At 63.1% G+C, this 17,572-nt stretch carries 16 protein-coding genes; 4 read left to right on the top strand and 12 right to left on the bottom strand.

What is annotated here, in order from left to right; all coding sequences use genetic code 11:
- The first annotated feature begins 159 nt into the window (after nt 1-159).
- Both ACF8C6_RS14205 and ACF8C6_RS14200 read left to right on the top strand, forming a co-directional pair.
- Nucleotides 160-1,662, top strand: coding sequence for a CoA-acylating methylmalonate-semialdehyde dehydrogenase (locus ACF8C6_RS14205; RefSeq protein ID WP_392499883.1), 1,503 nt, complete (start codon nt 160-162; stop codon nt 1,660-1,662).
- A 472-nt stretch (nt 1,663-2,134) separates the two neighbouring features.
- A complete protein-coding gene (locus ACF8C6_RS14200) occupies nt 2,135-2,917 on the top strand; it encodes a gamma-glutamyl-gamma-aminobutyrate hydrolase family protein (protein WP_392499882.1) in 783 nt (260 codons plus the stop codon).
- Nucleotides 2,918-3,002: 85 nt separating this feature from the next.
- On the opposite strand, the gene ACF8C6_RS14195 is transcribed toward ACF8C6_RS14200, so the two are convergent.
- The 3 genes from ACF8C6_RS14195 to ACF8C6_RS14185 form a co-directional block, all read right to left on the bottom strand.
- Nucleotides 3,003-4,151, bottom strand: a complete 1,149-nt coding sequence (locus tag ACF8C6_RS14195) for a DUF1508 domain-containing protein (RefSeq protein WP_392499881.1) — start codon at nt 4,149-4,151, stop codon at nt 3,003-3,005.
- 285 nt (nt 4,152-4,436) lie between these two features.
- Nucleotides 4,437-5,384: a nuclease-related domain-containing protein gene (locus tag ACF8C6_RS14190; RefSeq protein WP_392499880.1), complete on the bottom strand. Its 948-nt coding sequence runs from the start codon at nt 5,382-5,384 to the stop codon at nt 4,437-4,439.
- A 637-nt stretch (nt 5,385-6,021) separates the two neighbouring features.
- Nucleotides 6,022-6,393, bottom strand: coding sequence for a hypothetical protein (locus ACF8C6_RS14185; protein WP_277691329.1), 372 nt, complete (start codon nt 6,391-6,393; stop codon nt 6,022-6,024).
- Between the two features lie 162 nt (nt 6,394-6,555).
- On the opposite strand from ACF8C6_RS14185, the gene ACF8C6_RS14180 reads away from it, so the two are divergent.
- Nucleotides 6,556-7,281, top strand: coding sequence for a hypothetical protein (locus tag ACF8C6_RS14180; protein ID WP_392499879.1), 726 nt, complete (start codon nt 6,556-6,558; stop codon nt 7,279-7,281).
- Between the two features lie 4 nt (nt 7,282-7,285).
- On the opposite strand, the gene ACF8C6_RS14175 is transcribed toward ACF8C6_RS14180, so the two are convergent.
- The 9 genes from ACF8C6_RS14175 to ACF8C6_RS14135 form a co-directional block, all read right to left on the bottom strand.
- Complete coding sequence (locus tag ACF8C6_RS14175; RefSeq protein WP_392499878.1) at nt 7,286-8,011, bottom strand: substrate-binding periplasmic protein; 726 nt, start codon at nt 8,009-8,011, stop codon at nt 7,286-7,288.
- A gap of 69 nt (nt 8,012-8,080) precedes the next feature.
- Nucleotides 8,081-8,422 carry a zinc ribbon domain-containing protein YjdM gene (locus ACF8C6_RS14170; protein ID WP_392499877.1) on the bottom strand — a complete coding sequence of 114 codons (342 nt, stop codon included), beginning with the start codon at nt 8,420-8,422 and terminating at the stop codon, nt 8,081-8,083.
- A gap of 59 nt (nt 8,423-8,481) precedes the next feature.
- The gene (locus tag ACF8C6_RS14165) at nt 8,482-8,958 is read right to left on the bottom strand and encodes an LEA type 2 family protein (protein WP_392499876.1); all 477 of its coding nucleotides are present in this window, start codon (nt 8,956-8,958) and stop codon (nt 8,482-8,484) included.
- Nucleotides 8,959-9,363: 405 nt separating this feature from the next.
- A complete protein-coding gene (locus ACF8C6_RS14160; RefSeq protein WP_392499875.1) occupies nt 9,364-10,548 on the bottom strand; it encodes an acetyl-CoA C-acyltransferase in 1,185 nt (394 codons plus the stop codon).
- Between the two features lie 27 nt (nt 10,549-10,575).
- Nucleotides 10,576-11,010, bottom strand: coding sequence for a thioesterase family protein (locus ACF8C6_RS14155; protein WP_277691336.1), 435 nt, complete (start codon nt 11,008-11,010; stop codon nt 10,576-10,578).
- Between the two features lie 238 nt (nt 11,011-11,248).
- Nucleotides 11,249-12,412 carry an iron-containing alcohol dehydrogenase gene (locus ACF8C6_RS14150; RefSeq protein WP_392499874.1) on the bottom strand — a complete coding sequence of 388 codons (1,164 nt, stop codon included), beginning with the start codon at nt 12,410-12,412 and terminating at the stop codon, nt 11,249-11,251.
- 18 nt (nt 12,413-12,430) lie between these two features.
- Entirely contained in the window at nt 12,431-13,423 is a 993-nt protein-coding gene (locus ACF8C6_RS14145; protein ID WP_392499873.1) for an alpha/beta hydrolase family esterase, read from the bottom strand.
- A 79-nt stretch (nt 13,424-13,502) separates the two neighbouring features.
- Nucleotides 13,503-15,293 (bottom strand): acyl-CoA dehydrogenase C-terminal domain-containing protein, encoded by a 1,791-nt coding sequence (locus tag ACF8C6_RS14140; protein ID WP_392499872.1) that lies wholly within the window; start codon nt 15,291-15,293, stop codon nt 13,503-13,505.
- A complete protein-coding gene (locus ACF8C6_RS14135; protein ID WP_392499871.1) occupies nt 15,290-16,522 on the bottom strand; it encodes a 3-hydroxyacyl-CoA dehydrogenase NAD-binding domain-containing protein in 1,233 nt (410 codons plus the stop codon). The genes ACF8C6_RS14140 and ACF8C6_RS14135 overlap by 4 nt, the downstream gene beginning before the upstream one ends.
- A gap of 95 nt (nt 16,523-16,617) precedes the next feature.
- Here ACF8C6_RS14135 and ACF8C6_RS14130 point away from each other — a divergent pair, with 95 nt between their 5' ends.
- Nucleotides 16,618-17,520 (top strand): LysR family transcriptional regulator, encoded by a 903-nt coding sequence (locus tag ACF8C6_RS14130; RefSeq protein ID WP_392499870.1) that lies wholly within the window; start codon nt 16,618-16,620, stop codon nt 17,518-17,520.
- Nucleotides 17,521-17,572 lie beyond the last annotated feature (52 nt).

Raw genomic sequence — 17,572 nt, 5'->3', positions numbered from 1 at the left:
GGACTGCCGGGCTGCTCCGAGTCGCCTGCAACTCCCTCACCCTCCGCGGCCCGCCCTAGCCCTCTCCCAGAGGGAGAGGGAACCCGAACTCAGCAAGAGTGAAAGTCCGCACAGCGACTGCCACCGCCCCAGACAAGTTAAGAGATGAGAGAGCACCCCATGAGCAACATCGGACACCTGATCAACGGCGAGATCGTGCACAGCAACGGTCGTACCCAGGCCGTCTTCAACCCGTCCATCGGCGAGCCGGTGCGTCAGCTGGAACTGGCCGACCAGGCCACCCTGCGCGCCGCCATCGACACCGCCAAGGCCGCCTTCCCGGCCTGGCGCAACACCCCGCCGGCCAAGCGCGCCCAGGTCATGTTCCGCTTCAAGCAACTGCTGGAACAGAACAAGGACGCCATCGTCGCCCTGATCAGCGAAGAACACGGCAAGACCCTCGAAGACGCCGCCGGCGAACTGCAGCGCGGCATCGAGAACGTCGAGTACGCCTGTGGCGTGCCCGAGCTGCTGAAAGGCGAATACAACCGCAACGTCGGCCCGAACATCGACAGCTGGAGCGACTTCCAGCCGCTGGGCGTGGTCGCCGGCATCACCCCGTTCAACTTCCCGGCCATGGTGCCGCTGTGGATGTACCCGCTGGCCATCGCCTGCGGCAACTGCTTCATCCTCAAGCCGTCCGAGCGCGACCCGAGCTCGACCCTGATGATCGCCCAGCTGCTGCACGAAGCCGGCCTGCCCAAGGGCGTGCTGAACGTGGTCAACGGCGACAAGGAAGCGGTGGACGCGCTGATCGAAGCGCCGGAAGTCAAAGCCATCAGCTTCGTCGGTTCGACCCCGATCGCCGAGTACATCTACACCGAGGCCAACCGTCGCGGTAAGCGCGTACAGGCCCTGGGCGGCGCCAAGAACCACGCCGTGGTTCTGCCGGACGCCGATCTGGACAACACCGTCAACGCCCTGATGGGTGCCGCCTACGGCTCCTGCGGCGAGCGCTGCATGGCCATCTCCGTGGTCGTCGCGGTGGGCGATCAGGTCGCCGACAAGCTGGTCGAGAAGCTGGTGCCGAAGATCGAAGGCCTGAAGATCGGCGCCGGCACCTCCTGCGGCCTGGACATGGGCCCGCTGGTCACCGGCGCGGCTCGCGACAAGGTCAAGGGCTACATCGACGCCGGCGTGGCGCAGGGCGCCAAGCTGGTGGTCGACGGTCGCGGCCTGAGCGTACCGGGCAACGAAGCCGGCTTCTTCGTCGGCGGCACCCTGTTCGACAACGTCACCCGCGAGATGAGCATCTACCAGGAAGAGATCTTCGGCCCGGTGCTGTGCATCGTCCGCGTCGGCAGCCTGGAAGAAGCCATGCAGCTGATCAACGACCACGAGTACGGCAACGGCACCTGCCTGTTTACCCGCGACGGTGAAGCGGCGCGCCTGTTCTGCGACGAGATCGAAGTCGGCATGGTCGGCGTCAACGTGCCGCTGCCGGTGCCGGTGGCCTACCACAGCTTCGGCGGCTGGAAGCGCTCGCTGTTCGGCGACCTGCACGCCTACGGCCCGGACGGTGTGCGCTTCTACACCAAGCGCAAGACCATCACCCAGCGTTGGCCGCAGCGCGCCACGCACGAGGCGGCGCAATTCGCTTTCCCGAGCAACAGCAACAGTTAAGCGGTAACCCAGGGCTGGTCTTCGGACCGGCCCTTTTTTTGCTCCATATTTGGAGCATGCAGCTTCTCGTAGGAGGGGCCTTGGCCGCGACTGCTTTCTGAGTGGCCTGTAGTCGCGGCCAAGCGGGATGCCGCCCAGGCCCTCCCACAAAAATCGAGTAACACCAAGCAACACCGAACAACCTGCCGCGCGGGCGCGGCATTGGTGCAGTGAACCGGCACAGATCGGGACGCGGCACCCCTTGGGTGAGCGGACTCACGATTCTCGTGAACCGCTAGCCCGCTCTCCCAAGGGCAGCCCACTTCAACCATTTAGAACCGGTTCAGGAGTGGGTGCGCTAGAGAAAAACAAGGCAAAAGCGGGCGAGGGCGCGGAGTTTACGCCCTGTAAATGAGCAGCCCGAGCCCGCTTTTAACGCAGTTTTCCGACGCGCAATCACTTCTGGGCTGGTTCTCAGAAGAGGACTACCCAAATGAGCAAACCCATGATTGGCCTACCCCTGTGCCGCTGGCAGCTGACCGACCGTGACATCGGCTGGTTTCACCTGGTCGGCGAAAAGTACATCCAGGCTGTTACGGGCTTTGACGCCTTCCCCCTGATGATCCCGGCCTTCGCCGACGATCTCGACCTCGACACCGTGCTCGACAGCGTCTCCGGCATCATGTTCGGCGGCTCGCTGTCCAACGTGCACCCGAGCTTCTACGGCGACGACCATCCCGGACTGGGCCTGGCCGACAAACCACGCGACGCCACCGTGCTGCGCCTGATGCGCGCTTGTATCGAGCGTGGCATTCCCTTCCTCGGTATCTGTCGGGGCGTGCAGGAGCTGAACGTGCTGTACGGCGGCACGCTGCACCGTGAGGTGCATGAGGTGGCAGGCCGTCTCGATCACCGTGAGCGCAAGGGTGTGCCGGATGATGTGGCCTATGGGCCGATGCACACCGTGCGTCTGACCGAGGGTGGGGTGCTGCATCGTTTGATCGGCGAGAGCGAGATGCAGGTCAACTCGCTGCATGGGCAGGGCATCGACCGGCTGGGTGACGGGCTACAGGTCGAGGCGGTGTGTGAGGATGGGCAGATTGAGGCGGTCAGTGTTGTTGGTGCTAAAGCCTTTGCCGTGGGGGTGCAGTGGCATCCGGAATATCGGTATTGGGAGAAGGCCGATTACAACGCGCTGATTGGGGCGTTTCATGAGGCGGCGAGGGAGTATCAAAGGGCTAAGCTGGCTAGAGCTCAGGAGATGGTGTTCGCATAGCTCTGGCGTTATGAGTAGAAAAAGACCCATCAAGTGATGGGTCTTTTAGTTTTTGGATAATTTTTCTGTTCTTGATTTCGAGTAGTTATTTGTCTTGGTAGCTTCTTTTGATATGGCTTGCAACATTTTCTATCTCGGGGAAAATTGTTCCGTTTGAGATTCCGAGCAATTCAAGTTGCTTCAGGATTTTCTGTTTGTCTTTGTTGTTGATAATGACGCGCTCGGTGTTGTGTAAGATGTACTTTGATGGTATCTCTGCAGGACATGGTTTTTTTGTGTCTATTCCGAACAAGAGAAAGGCGCCGTCTTGTTTTATTATTCGCGGATTGTCTAGCATTGGTTTTACGCAGATCACTGAGTTTAAATCTTCGTTTTGTATCTTTGACTCAAAGTTTGGTTTCTCTTTTCGGATCTCGGCAATCAGGTTGTCTAGTGTTTTTTTGTTTGGCGGTGACTTTATTTCGTGCTTAAGTTTGCATAGATTAGACAGTAGGCTGACGGTATCGCTGTCATAGTATTTTATTTCGGACTTCTTTATCTTAAATACTAGAACCTCTCCGTTTTCCTCTGAAGGGGCACATGCAAAGAAAAGAGCGATGAGAGGGTTTGTGGTTATATCTAATAATCTTGTTGGGAGTGAGTAGTGCTGCATCTTTACCAGTGTTTGGAAGGTCGAGTTTATTGATGCAAACTCATTGGGACACCTAAGAATTAGCTCTCTGAATAGCTTTTCTTCATTCTCAATCCAAGCTTTTTCCCTATATATGCTGGGTACAGGTCGGAAGTTGAAGTTTTGATGGCCTCTAAAAAATAACATTTCACTGTCTTCGTGATTAATCTGCTCTAGTTTCTGTAAGAATGTTTTTACACTTCCGGTGAGCGTTGTAAGATCTGTCTTATCTATATTTATATTTTTTGATTCTATTGGTGATTGTTTCTCGAATGATTTTAGCATTCTTTCTATTGCTGAGTATGCTTCCTTGCTTGATGTGTATGCTTGACTTTGGCCGATGATTTGGCCGTTGTTGGCTTTTAGAGTGAATTGATACTTGTTGTTTATTTTGTTTAGTTGATAGTTGTTTTTGTTTCCGGAGTTAGTTATTACTGAATTTATTCCGTTTTTGGCTGATATGGATGACTTGTAAAGCTCGCTGTTTAGGAGGATTTCCCCTTCTTCTGAGATTAGGTTGAAGTGGTATTGTCCGTCACTTGCTCTTTTTAAGTGAAATTTCATTTTATCTTGCGGTCTTGGTGATTAATAAGTGATGGCGATTTAATTCGATGGTTCGGAGGGGCCGCAGCTATGCTTTTCGCCTTCCCGGCGAGTCACTTTCTCTTTGTTTGCGCAAAGAGAAAGTAACCAAAGAGAAAGCGCACCCGGCATACGGGTCTGGCGGCTGCGCCGCCAGACTTCCTTCGTTCCATCGTTGTTCCAGGGGCACGCCGCGAAGGGCCGTCCCTGGCCCATCGCGGCTCTCGCGGCATCCATGCCGCTCAACCCCTGGCTCAACGACTCCACTCAGCCTCCTGACGGGACCCGATCCCGGCCCGAGCTTCTGGTGTTTGGGTGCGGCCATTGGTTGGCTCCAGGCGCGGGGCGCACGGCGAGTTCCCTCAATGCCGCCGCAACGCGTATCTGAATGGTTTGCTCGACCCGTGCAGGGCGCTTCTGGAATAGGTAATGGACTTTGGGGTTGATGACATAGACCTGGCCGTTACCGGGCTTCTGTGTGGTTTTCACGAACCAACCTGGCAGCGCCACCACTGGGACCACGCTCACAGGCTCACCGAGCTTGTCGTGTAGCCATTTGCTCAACTCACCAGCAACTGCTTGTGCCTGCTGAACCGGCAGGTGTTCGTTCGCGCCGCCCGCAAAACGAATGGAGCTGCCGTCGTATTCGGCCTGTGCGCCTTCCTTGCCTTTGAGTGATAGGCGTTTGGAGCGGTACTTGGTTTCGATAGCGTAGACGCCAGTGGGGCCCACTAGAACATGGTCGATATTGCTGCGTTTCATCGGCAGGTCATGAAACAGCTGCCAGCCTTCCGCTAAGAGTGGGGTGAGTAACTGCGCGGTTGCTAGCTCGCCTTCCAGGCCACGTTTTGTCGTAGTGATCGTTCGTAGGATTTTCAGAATTTTCCACAGTGACCAACCGATCCCACCAAAAATCGTGATGGCCGAGACGATCGCAACAGCGCCAAACTTTATTCGAGCCGGATCTACCCAGCTGTTTAGTAGTACAAGTAACCCAATGGCGGGTACGAACATCGAGGCAGCAAAGACGCCACACAGATCGAAAACCGTGTCGCGAAAGCGCTCGTTTAGTGTTTCCCCTGGTAGTCGAAGAAGATCATCAACCAATGGGCTCTTCCGATCCTCCATTTTCTGGCGCTGCAAGTAGATGAGTATCGCTGCGCAAGGCACCAGCATGCAGAGAGCGGGAAACAGAGTGATTAGCCAGCTTGGCATTCAGGTGTCCTAAAAATATGTCTGATTGATGGTTCCCAAGCTCTGCGTGGGAACCCCTCCGGGAACGCTCTGCGTCCCACAGACGCGGAGCGTCTGTGGCTGCATGCCCACGCAGAGCGTGGGCACGATCAGTGGGTGATGATGCGAACCGACAACGCCGACCCGCCTGAAACGCGCAACCCTCATGCGCGCAAACTCCCCGTCAGCAGGCCGAGTGGAGGTGTTGTGCAGGGGGACGAGCCGCATGGATGCGGCGAGAGGCTTAAAGGGCCAAGGATGGCCCTTGTAAGCCGGCCCCCGGAGCGGCACCGGAAGGAGGGAAGTCGAGCGCAGCGAGACCCGGATGCCGGGGTGCCCTTCTCTTTGGTTACTTTCTCTTGGGCAAACAAGAGAAAGTGACGCGCCGTGAATGGCGCAATCTGTAGCCCAGTGCCGAGGAAAGCGCTTCGAGCGGGCACAAGGCTCAGGCCGCCAGGAAAGGCCGAGAGTGTCAGGCGAGGAATTGTGGCAACCACAGCCATGAACAACGCATCCCTGCAAGTCGATACCCGACCTTACCGCCAATGACTGGCCCAACGCCATACCTGACAAACCCGTCAACCGGAAACAACAAGCCCCGCATCTGCGGGGCTTGTTGTCACCAATGCCGGTGATGGTGCTTGTGCCTGTGCTTATGGCCATGCTTGTGCCCATGACCGTAACGGTAACGCGGCGGTTCTGCCACGTAATACACCGGCGCGCGGCGGTAATAGACCGGGCGAGGCTGCACATACACCGGCTGCGCATAAACCGGCTGCGGGTAATAGGCCACCGGGGGCGGCGGGGCGTGGTACACCGGCGCCGGCTCATAAACCCGTACCGGCCGCTGGCTGGCGATAACGCCGCCGATGATGGCGCCAACCGCAACGCCAGCGGCCACGTCGCCACTGTCCGCCGCGTAAGCCTGCTGTTCGCCAAGCAAGGCGAGGCTGGCCAGCAGGCCCGTGATGAGGGGGATGCGTGCACCCATGATCGAAACTCCTCTGCTACCGGACTGTCCGGTTACAGCTTCGACTGGGCCAGTCGGCCTCTGTATCCATCCTGAAATGTAAAACCTGAGTAAAGCCTTGGGGCTTTCCCGCGCTCTGTCGTTTTGCGCTTTACTCCTTGCAACGCGGAGATGGGGGGCACCATGAGGCGTATCGGGGGCTACGGAGGCTGCTGGCCGGCGCTCGGTCTGGCGTTGCTGCTGGCGTTGGGCGGCTGCACGGGGCGGCTGGATCACGCCAGCATCATCAACAAGACGGCGGAGCTCAACCCGCGCGAGCTGCTGCAAAGCGACGTCGACCGCATGGCGACCCTGGCCATGCGCAACAACCTCAACAGCCTCTACCGGCTGATGGGCAAGCTGTACCAGCGCAACCCCAAGGAATGGCGCAAGAGCGGGCTGGCCAGCCGCTCGGCGGCCGAGCAGGCCATTCACCAGGCCATCGAACTCAATCAGCCCATGCCTCAGCTGGGTGGGCGGCGCGATGTGGCGGCGCTCAGCTATGCGCTGGGGCCGGATTTCCAGGGCGACCGGGTCGGTGCCTTCATCTACGCCCTGGGCAGCATGCTGGTCACCGCCCACGGCGGGCGCACCGAGTTCTACCTGACTGATTCGTTCAACGCCGAGTTCATCCACAACGCCGCGCGCAACGTGGAGAAGGCCGCCTGGATGCTCGGCCAGCGCCGCGACGAGCAGGGCCGGCCGCTGCTGTTGTCCAACGAGGCCGGCAACCTCAGCTATGCGGTGGAGTTCGGCAAGATGGTGGCGCGCCTGGACCTGCTCACCCATGTGCTGGAGGAGCGTTACCGGCGCATGGGCGCCAACTACGCGCAGAGCCTGATGTTCATCAACTTCCTGCCGGTGCAGTAGCGCGTTATTGCTCCCAGCGGCGCAGGATCGCGTCCAGTTCCCCCCCTTCGCGCAGGCTTTGCAGGGCCTTGGCGAACTGCTCGGCGCGGGCGCGATCGCCCTTGGCGAAGGCGACGTAGCGCGGCATTTCCACCAGTGACGTGGGCAGCAGGCGTACCTGCTCCTGGGCGCGCTGTTCCTGGACGAAGTAGAGCAACTGCGTGCGGTCGCCGACGATGATGTCGATGCGCCCGGCCAGCAGCATGGACACGAGTTGGCGCGGGTTTTGTGCGCTGGTGTCGCGCGACAGGTCGGCCTTGTCGAAGTCGGCCTGGTAGGCATAGCCACGCACCTGGCCGATGACGAAGGGGTGGAAGTCGTCGAGGCTGCGCCAGTCTTCGATCCTGGTCTTGTGGGTGGTCATGAACACCGTGGAGCCGGTGCGCAGCGGCCCGACCAGATCGTACTGGGCCTGGCGCTCGGGCGTGCCGGCGAACTGGAAGGCCATGTCCGCCTCGCCGCGTTCGAGCATGCGCTTGACCCGCTCCCAGGGGTACAGGCGCAACTGGTAGTCGACCTTGGCCTCCTTGAGCACGGCTTCGACCAGTTCGACGTCCAGGCCGCGCGGCTGGTCGCTGTCGAGGGTGACGAAGCTGTAGGGGGCAAACTGTTCGTCGCCGACCACCTTCCAGGGTTGGGCGTGCAGCCACGGGCTGAGCAGCAACAGCAGGGTAAGCGACAGCAAGCGCATGGTGACCACCCCGACCAGGCAAGGGCACGTTGCGTGCCCACGGGTATCAGCCTAGTCGAGCGTGGCGCATCAGACCTTGCGCACGAACTCCGATTTCAGCTTCATGGCGCCGATGCCGTCGATCTTGCAGTCGATGTCGTGGTCGCCGTCGACCAGGCGGATGTTCTTCACCTTGGTGCCGACCTTGACCACCAGCGAGCTGCCCTTGACCTTGAGGTCCTTGATCACGGTGACGGAATCGCCGTCCTGCAGCAGGTTACCGACCGAGTCCTTGATCACGCGGGCGTCGTCATCGCCCTGGGCGGCGGCATCGGCCGACCACTCGTGGGCACATTCCGGGCAGACCAGTTGGGCGCCATCTTCGTAGGTGTATTCGGACCCGCACTTGGGGCAGGGCGGCAGGGTGCTCATGATGGACCTCGACGGTGTGGCTGCGAAAAGCCGCGCATTGTATAGGGTTTTATCTCCGCTCAGGGCGTATTGACGGCCTGCGGCCAGTTGAGGGTACCGGCGCTGCTGAAGCGCGCGGTGCCGAACAGGCCGCCGCCGAGCTTGCCGCGCAGCTCGTAGGGCAGGTTGCGGCCCTGCTGGTAACCGGCGGCCGCCCAGGCCTGGCGCATCACGGAAAAGGCCGAAATGGTCACCGGCACCTTCAGCAGCGCCTCGCCGAAGCGCGGCACCTGGCCGCTGGCATCGCTTACGCCGCTGGCCAGGGGCTGCTGGTTGACGTCCAGTTCCACGGACAGGCCGTTGTAGTCGATCACCCTGTCGTTGGGGTTCTGCACGCGCAGCACCACGGCGAAGCGCATCTCCATGCCCTGCGCGGGCAGGGGCTCCAGGCCGACCAGGTCGATACGCAGCGGGTCGCTCGGGCTGAGCATGGCGCAGCCATGTAGAGTGAGAAGCAGCAACAGGGCGAGCAAAGTTCGCAGGGAGTACTGGCGCATGGGCTGGCTCCACGAGGGCTGATAGCGACTAGCAAAGCGCGTCGGGCCGCAAGACTCAAGCACCGGAGCGGTTGGGCGGTACTGCTCTGCAATCGCGACGCTTCTGTGCGGCCTAGGTAGCGGCCAAGGCCCCTCCTACAGCGCGGAGATGGAACTTTGTGGGAGCGGCTTTAGCCGCGATGCTCCTGCGTCGATCTCATCGCGGCTGAAGCGGAGTGCCGCCCAGCCGCTCCCACAAAAGTAGTCTGCCCCTACCCTGTTTCAGTAGCTAAACCCTTTATAGGGGCCGCCCAGCCAGTCCCAGAAATAACTGATGTATGTCCCGTTGCCGGTGGAAGAGCAGGGCAGGTAGAAACGAAAAACGGGGGCCTAAGCCCCCGTTTCTGCTGATGCCGGTCGCGAGGCTTACAGCACTTCGAACAGCCCGGCAGCGCCCATGCCGCCGCCGACGCACATGGTGATGACCACGTACTTCACGCCGCGGCGCTTACCTTCCAGCAGGGCGTGGCCGACCATGCGCGCGCCGCTCATGCCGTAGGGGTGGCCGATGGCGATGGCGCCGCCGTTGACGTTCAGCTTGGCCGGGTCGATGCCGAGCTTCTGCGCGCTGTACAGCACCTGGCAGGCGAAGGCTTCGTTGAGCTCCCACAGGCCGATATCGTCGACGGTCAGGCCGTGCTGCTTGAGCAGCTTGGGCACGGCGAATACCGGGCCGATGCCCATCTCTTCCGGAGCCAGGCCGGCCACGGCCATGCCACGGTACAGGCCCAGCGGCTGGATGCCGCGCTGGGCAGCCAGGGCGCCGCTCATCAGCACGCTGGCGCTGGCGCCGTCGGACAGCTGGCTGGCGTTACCGGCGGTGATGCAGCCGCCTTCGATCACCGGTTTGAGGTTCTGCAGGTCGGCCAGCACGGTCTGCGGGCGGTTGCCTTCGTCCAGGCTGAGGGTGACTTCTTCATAGCTGACCGCGCCGCTTTCCTTGTCGACCAGCTTCTTGGTAGCGGTGACCGGGACGATTTCGTTGGCGAACAGGCCGGCTGCCTGGGCGGCGGCGGTGCGCTGCTGCGAGAGGAAACCATACTCGTCCTGGGCTTCACGGCTGATGTTGTAGCGCTTGGCGACGATCTCGGCGGTCTGCAGCATCGGCATGTAGGCATGCTCGGCCATCTTCACCACGTTCGGGTCGAAGTCGGCGCCGGACCATTTCATGTGGGTGTTCTGCACCAGGCTGATCTGCTCCTGGCCGGCACCGACGGTGACCTGCATGCCGTCGACCATGATCTGCTTGGCGGCGATGGAAATGGCCATCAGGCCCGAGGCGCACTGGCGGTCGATGGTCTGGCCGCTGACCGACAGCGGCAGGCCGGCGGCGAGGGTGGACAGGCGCGCCAGGTTGATCGCGGCGGTGCCGCCCTGCATGGCGGTGCCCATCACCACGTCTTCGATCTCACCCGGCTCGATGCCGGCGCGCTCGACGGCGGCGCGCAGGGCGACGGCGGCCATGGACGGCGACTTGAGGTCGTTGAAGGCGCCGCGGAAGGCCTTGGCGATGGGCGTGCGGGCGGTGGATACGATGACGGCGTCTTGCATGGCAGGTTCCTCTGGAGTTGTTGGGGGTCAATCGCGCAGCAGGCGGGCGAGTGCCGTGCGCAGGGGATCGGGGATGCTTACCGGACGGTTGCTCGCACGGTCGACGAAGACGTGGACGAAACGCCCGGCGGCGCAGGCTTCCTCTTCGCCGGCCTTGAAGATGGCCAGTTCGTACTGCACCGAGCTGTTGCCCAGCTTGCCGACCCGCAGGCCGACTTCGATGCGCTCGGGGAAGGCGATGGAGGCGAAGTAGTCGCAGGAAGAGCTGACCACGAAGCCGATGACTTCGCCCTCGTGGATATCCAGGCCGCCAACCTCGATCAGGTAGGTGTTCACCGCGCTGTCGAAATAGCTGTAGTACACGACGTTGTTGACGTGACCGTAGACGTCGTTGTCGTGCCAGCGCGTGGTAATGGGCTGGAAGTGGGCGTAGTCGCCGCGCAGATGCTGCGGTGGGTTCATGCTGGTTCCTCGTGCTTGGCAACACCCTAAGGCCTGGGTGTTGCGTGGGATACTTTGATTCGTCGGCTGTATTGCGGGTTATCGATCAGTCGTTACAGACGTAGGTTGGCGTTGAGCGCAGCGAAGCCCAACACGTGAGCGTTCAGGCAGCTCCGCTGTTGGGCTTCGGCGCTTCACGCCTCAACCCAACCTACAGCGAGTTGCCTGCAACACGGTTTGGACGTTGATATAGCAGGGCTCAATACGCCGCCTGGTAGATCGCCAGCGCGTCGGCTTCGCTGACCTCGCGCGGGTTATTCACCAGCAGGCGCTGTTGCAGCATGGCGTCGCTGGCCAGTTGGCCGAGCATGGCTTCCGGCACATTGGCGTCGCGCAGGCGGCTGGGCAGGCCGCAGCGCTCGTTGAGCGCCGCCAGCTCTTCGATGAACTGCGCGCACAGTTGCTCCGCAGTGCCGGGGCGCAGGCGCTCACCGAGCAGCAGCGGTGCCAGCTCGGCGTACAGCGCGGTGGCGACCGGGGCGTTGAAGCGCAGCACATGCGGCAGCACCAGGGCGTTGGACAGACCGTGAGGAATGTGGAAGTGCCCGCCCAGCGGATAGGCCAGCGCGTGCACCGCCGCCACCGGCGAGTTGGCGAAGGCCTGGCCGGCGAGCAGGGCGCCGAGCAGCATGGCCTGGCGCGCCTCGCGGTTCTGCCCGTTGTGCACCGCCTGGTCGAGGTTGGCGGCCAGCAGGCGCAGGGCCTCGCGGGCCAGCAGGTCGGACAGCGGGTTCTTCTTGATCTTGCTGGTGTAGGCCTCGATGGCGTGGACCATGGCGTCGATGCCGGTGGCAGCGGTCACCGCTGGCGGCAGGCCGAGAGTCAGGTCGGCGTCGAGCAGGGCCAGGTCCGGCAGCAGCAGCGGCGAGACCACGCCCATCTTGGTGGTTTCGCCGGTAGTGATGATGGCGATCTGCGTCACTTCCGATCCGGTGCCGGCGGTGGTCGGCACCTGGATCAGCGGCAGGCGGCGGCCACGGGCATTGCCCACGCCGTAGATGTCCTTGAGGCCCTGGACGCACTCGGGGTGGGCGAGCAGGGCGACCAGCTTGGCCACGTCCATCGAGCTGCCGCCGCCGAAGCCGACGATCAGCTCGGCCTTCAGTTCGCGGGCGCGCTCCACGGCATTGAGCACGATGGCCTCGGGCGGATCGGCGATCACCTGGTCGAACACCGCCACTTCCACGCCGGCGCTGGCGAAGCCCGGCAGCACGCCGTCGAGCAGGCCGAAGCGGGTGATGCCGGGGTCGGTGACGATCAGTACGCGATGGGCCTCGCGCTCGCGGCACAGCTCGGCCAGGCGTGCGGCAGAGCCGGACTCGCAGAGGATCTGGGCGGTGGTGGCGAAACTGAAGGGCTGCATGAGGGTTCCTCCGGTGAGTCAGGGCTGGGCCGGCGCGGGGCGCTGGCGGGCGAAAAAGTCCCAGATGGCCTGGGGGCCGTCGAAGCCGCTCGGGGTCGGGCCGAGCAGGCGTGGGGCGCGGAAACCGGCTTGCGGCAGCAGGTGGCCGCCGCCGATCAGGCTGTACAGGGCCACTTCGGCGCGTTCGGCGCTTTGCCATTGGTCGAGCGTAGCGCGTTGTGCCGGGTCGTCCGGGTTCTGCCAGGCGACGCTGCTGCGCACGGCGTCCTGGGCATAGCCGGCGCGCCTGGCGAAATAGCTGGCCGACTCGTATGCCGAGCGCACTTCACCGCGATTGCCCATGCCGAACAGGGTGACCACGCCGCCGTTGTAGGGGTTGATCGGGTCGCGGGTGCCGTTCATCAGCAGCAGCGGCACGCTGCCGGCTACCGGTTGGCAGTCGAGGTTGTCGTCGCTCGGCAGGTTGGCGGCGAAGGCGGCCACGCCGGCCAGCAGTTGCGGCTGTTCCAGGGCGATACGCAGGCCCAGGTGGCCGCCGTTGGAGTAGCCGGTAAGGAAGGCGCGGCGGGTGTCTGCGTCATGTTCGTTGGCGAAGCGCTGGATCAGCGCGGCGATCAGGCCGATGTCGTCGATGTTCTGCGCGCGCGCCGGGTAGTTCGCCGTGCGCCGGCAGTCGTTCCAGTTGCGCTCGAAGCCTTGCGGGTAGACGACGATGAAGCCGTGCTGATCGGCCAGGCGCTCGAACTCGTAGGCGCTGTAGCGACGAATGTCGTCGATGGTCTGCAGCGAGCCGTGCAACACGAACAGCAGCGGCGCCTTGGCCGGCAGCTTGGCGGGCATGTAGAAGGCGAAGTCGCGCTGGCGCTCGCCGACCTGAATCTGACCCTGTTGCAGTGTGGCGCTCAGTGCGGGCTGCGCGGGCTTGGGGGTATAGAGGAAATAGCCGTACAGCCCGGCGAGGCTCACGGCGATCAGTAACAGCAGGCTCAGCACGATTTTTATTATTTTCATCGGTGCCTCTCGGGGTGCGGGTATTCGGTGTGCGTTCGCGGCCAGCCCGGCAACTGCCAGGGCCGGCCGCGAGCTTCACTTACAGCGCGAAGCTGTCCTCCGGCATGGCCATCAGGCAGCCCGCACCGCCCAGCAGGGCTTCGCGGTGGGCGCTGGCACGCGGCAGCACGCGGCGCAGGTAGAACGCCGCGCTGTGCAGCTTGGCCTGGTAGAACTCGGCCTCGCCGCTACCGCCGTCCAGCGCAGCCTGCGCTTTAGTGGCGGCCTGCAACCAGAAGCCGGCCAGCAGGACATAGGACGAGTACTGCAGGAAGTCCACCGATACGGCGCCGATCTCTTCGGCATCCTGCTGGCTCATGGCGATCACCTGGCTGGCCAGTTCGCGCCATTGGCTCAGGCGGGCGATGACCACATCAGCCATCTCGGCCAGGGCCGGCTGCGCGGCGGCCTGGGTGGCCTGGGCCAGCAGCTCCTCGATCAGCCCCTGCAGCTCGCTGCCGCCATCACCGAGCAGCTTGCGGCGGATCAGGTCCAGCGCCTGGATGCCGTTGGTGCCTTCATACAGCTGGGTGATGCGGCTGTCGCGCATCAGCTGTTCCATGCCCCATTCGCGGATGAAGCCGTGGCCGCCGTAGACCTGCACGGCGTGGCTGGCGACTTCCTGGCTCATGTCGGTGAAGAACGCCTTGACGATCGGGATCAGCAGCGCGGCGCGCTTGGCCGCGGCCTTGCGCTCGGCAGCATCTTCGGCGCCGTGCTCCAGGTCGAGCTGGCGCGCGGTGTAGGCGGCGAGCATCCGGCAACCTTCGACCAGGGTCTTCTGGGTCAGCAGCATGCGCCGTACATCGGGGTGGACGATGATCGGGTCAGCCGCCTTCTCAGGCGCCACCGCGCCTTTCAGGCCGCGCGACTGCAGACGCTCGCGGGCATAGCTCAACGCGCCCTGGAAGGCCGCCTCGCCTATCCCTAAGCCCTGCAGACCGACCTGGAAGCGCGCGTCGTTCATCATGGTGAACATGCAGGCCAGGCCCTGGTTGGCTTCGCCGACCAGCCAGCCGGTGGCGCCATCGAAGTTCATCACGCAGGTGGAGGCGCCCTTGATGCCCATCTTGTGCTCGATGGCGCCGCAGGACAGCGCGTTGGCCGCGCCCGGCGTGCCGTCGGCATTGGCGATGAACTTGGGCACCAGCAGCAGGCTGATGCCCTTCACCCCGGCCGGGGCATCCGGCAGGCGGGCCAGCACCAGGTGGACGATGTTCTCCGACAGGTCCTGCTCGCCGCCGCTGATGAAGATCTTGTTGCCGGTGACCTTGTAGCTGCCATCGGCCTGCGGTTCGGCCTTGGTGCGCAGCAGCGCCAGGTCGGTACCGGCCTGCGGTTCGGTCAGGCACATGGTGCCGGTCCACTGGCCGCTGACCATCTTGCCCAGGTAGTCGCGCTTGAGCGCTTCGCTGCCGTGCTTGTGCAGGGCCAGCACGGCGCCTTCGGTAAGACCGGAGTAGATGCGGAACGACAGTGAGGCGCCCATCAGCATCTCGTGGAAGGCGAACGCCACCAGCTGCGGGAAACCCTGGCCGCCGAACTCGACCGGCCCGGTCATGCTCGCCCAGCCGTTGTCCACATACTGCTGGTAGGCGCTGCGGAAGCCCTTGGGCGTGGTCACCTTGCCGTCTTCCAGGCGGCAGCCTTCCTCGTCGCTGTTGCGGTTGAGCGGGGCGATTTCGTTGCCGGTGAAGGCGGCGGCCTCTTCCAGTACGCCGTCGATCAGCTCGCGGTCCAGGCCGTTGCCCAGGCGCTCGCAGTGGCCGGCGACGTCGAACAGTTCATGGAGGACGAAGCGCATGTCGCGCAGGGGGGCTTGGTAGCTCATGCTTGACCTTCCTGTACATCGCTGAAACGTTTGCCGTCGGCCACCAGTCGGTCGATCAGCTTGGCCGGCTGCCAGCGCTCGCCATGAAGCTCGCGCAGGTGCAGCAGACGCTCGCGGATGTGCGCCACACCCTGGGCGTCGGCCCAGGCCATCGGGCCGTCGGCGGGGAAGCCGTAGCCGTTGAGGTAGACCAGGTCGATGTCGCGGCTGTTGGCGGCGATGTTCTCTTCGAGAATCTTCGCGCCTTCGTTGACCAGGGCCAGCAGGCAGCGCTCGAGAATTTCCTCGGCGCCGACGGTGCGGCGCTGGTAGCCCAGGCGCTCGGACTCGCGCTGCACCAGGTCGTCGACCAGCGGATCGTGCTCGGCCTGGCGGCTGCCCGGCGCGTACAGGTAGTAGCCCTGGCCGGATTTCTGGCCGAAACGGCCCATTTCGCAGAGACGATTGTCGACCTGTACCTGGTCGACGTCCTGGCCCTTGCCGGCCAGCTCGCGGGCGCGCCATTCCAGGTCGATGCCGACCACGTCGTACATGCGGAACGGGCCCATGGCGAAGCCGAAGCCCTGCAGCACGCTGTCGATCTGGTGCGGGAAGGCGCCTTCGAGCAGCATGCTGCGCGCCTCGAAGACGTAGGTGTGGAGCATGCGGTTGCCGATGAAACCGTCGCAGTTGCCGGCCACCACGCTGATCTTGCCGATGCGCTGGCCGAGGGCCACGGCGGCGTCGAGTACGGCCGGGGCGGTCTTGGCGCCGCGCACGATCTCCAGCAGCTTCATGATGTGCGCCGGGCTGAAGAAGTGCAGGCCGAGCACGTCCTGCGGACGCGCGGTGACGGCGGCGATGGCATCGATGTCCAGCGCCGAGGTGTTGCTGGCGAGGATCGCGCCGGGCTTCACGGTGCGGTCCAGGGTGCGGAAGATTTCCTGCTTGAGTTCGAGGTTTTCGTAGACCGCTTCGATCACCAGGTCGACCTCGGCGAGGTCGGCGTAGCCACTGACCGCCTGGATGCGCGAACGGCGCAGGCTGGCTTCGCCGGTGCTGATGCGACCCTTGGCGACGTTCTGCGCCCAGGTGTCTTCGGCCATCTTGAGGCCGGCGGCAACCATGTCCGGGTTGTTGTCCAGCCACAGCACCGGAATACCGGCGTTGGCCAGACTGATGACGATACCGCGGCCCATGGTGCCGGCACCGATCACGGCGGCCTGTTCGATTTTGTAGTTGTTGCTCATAGCCTTACCTCGGTCACGAAAAACGGAACTGACGCACCTTATGCAAGGCAGTACTATTTGAGAAATTTTGACTTGTGATAAGAAGTATTTAGTCAGTGAATATCTCGACCTTCGACCTCAACCTGCTGCGCGTACTCGATGCCCTGTTGCGTGAGCGCAATGTGTCGCGGGCCGCCGAGCGCCTGGCGCTGAGCCAGCCGGCGGTGAGCAATGCGCTGGGTCGCCTGCGCGATCTGCTCGACGACCCGCTGCTGGTGCGCGTCGGCCGGGCCATGCAGCCGACGCCACGGGCACTGGAGCTGGAAGGGCCGATCCGCAAGGCACTGCGGCAGATCGAGGAAAGCCTGAGCGAAGGCACGCGCTTCGACCCGGCGCACAGTCGCCAGCGTTTCACCATCGCCATGACCGACTATGCCGAGATGCTGCTGATGCCGCGCCTGCTGCCGCGCCTGGCCGAACTGGCGCCGGGCGTGCGCCTGGATGTGCGTCACCTGACGCCGCGTCTACCGGCCGAAGCCCTGGAGAAGGGGGAGCTGGATCTGGTGCTGGGGCGTTTCGAGGCACTGCCGCCGCGTTTTACCGGCAGTCGCTGGATGAGCGAGACGCTGCAGGTGGTGGCCTGCAAGGGACATCCGCAGCTGCGTCAGGGCCTCGACCTGCAGCGCTTTCTCGAACTGCGTCACCTGTGGGTGCACGGCGGGCAGACGCGCGGCATGGTCGAACAGTGGCTGGGCGAGCAGGGCCTGGTCCGGGAGATCGTCTACAGCACGCCGAACTACCTGCAGGCCGCACACATTGCCGCCGGCAGTGAGCTGGTGGCGGTACTGCCGACCCGTCTGGCGCACTATTTCGCCGGCCTTCTGCCGCTGGAACTGTTCGACCTGCCCTTCGCGCTGGGGCCTTTTCATCTGGATGTTGTCAGCCTGGAATTGCGCCAGCGTGACGTACCTTTGCAGTGGCTGGTGGGTGAGATCATCGCGCTGGGCGATAGTGCGTGAGTCCCGGCGCTGTCCGTAACGGGTTGCGCACGAACGGTGGTCGTGGTGCCAT

The organism is Pseudomonas sp. zbq_18, from assembly GCF_043102245.1.
In the GTDB taxonomy this organism is placed as follows: Bacteria; Pseudomonadota; Gammaproteobacteria; order Pseudomonadales; family Pseudomonadaceae; genus Aquipseudomonas.
Note: the sequence above shows the minus strand (reverse complement) of the source record. Positions and strands in the feature narration are given on the sequence as shown.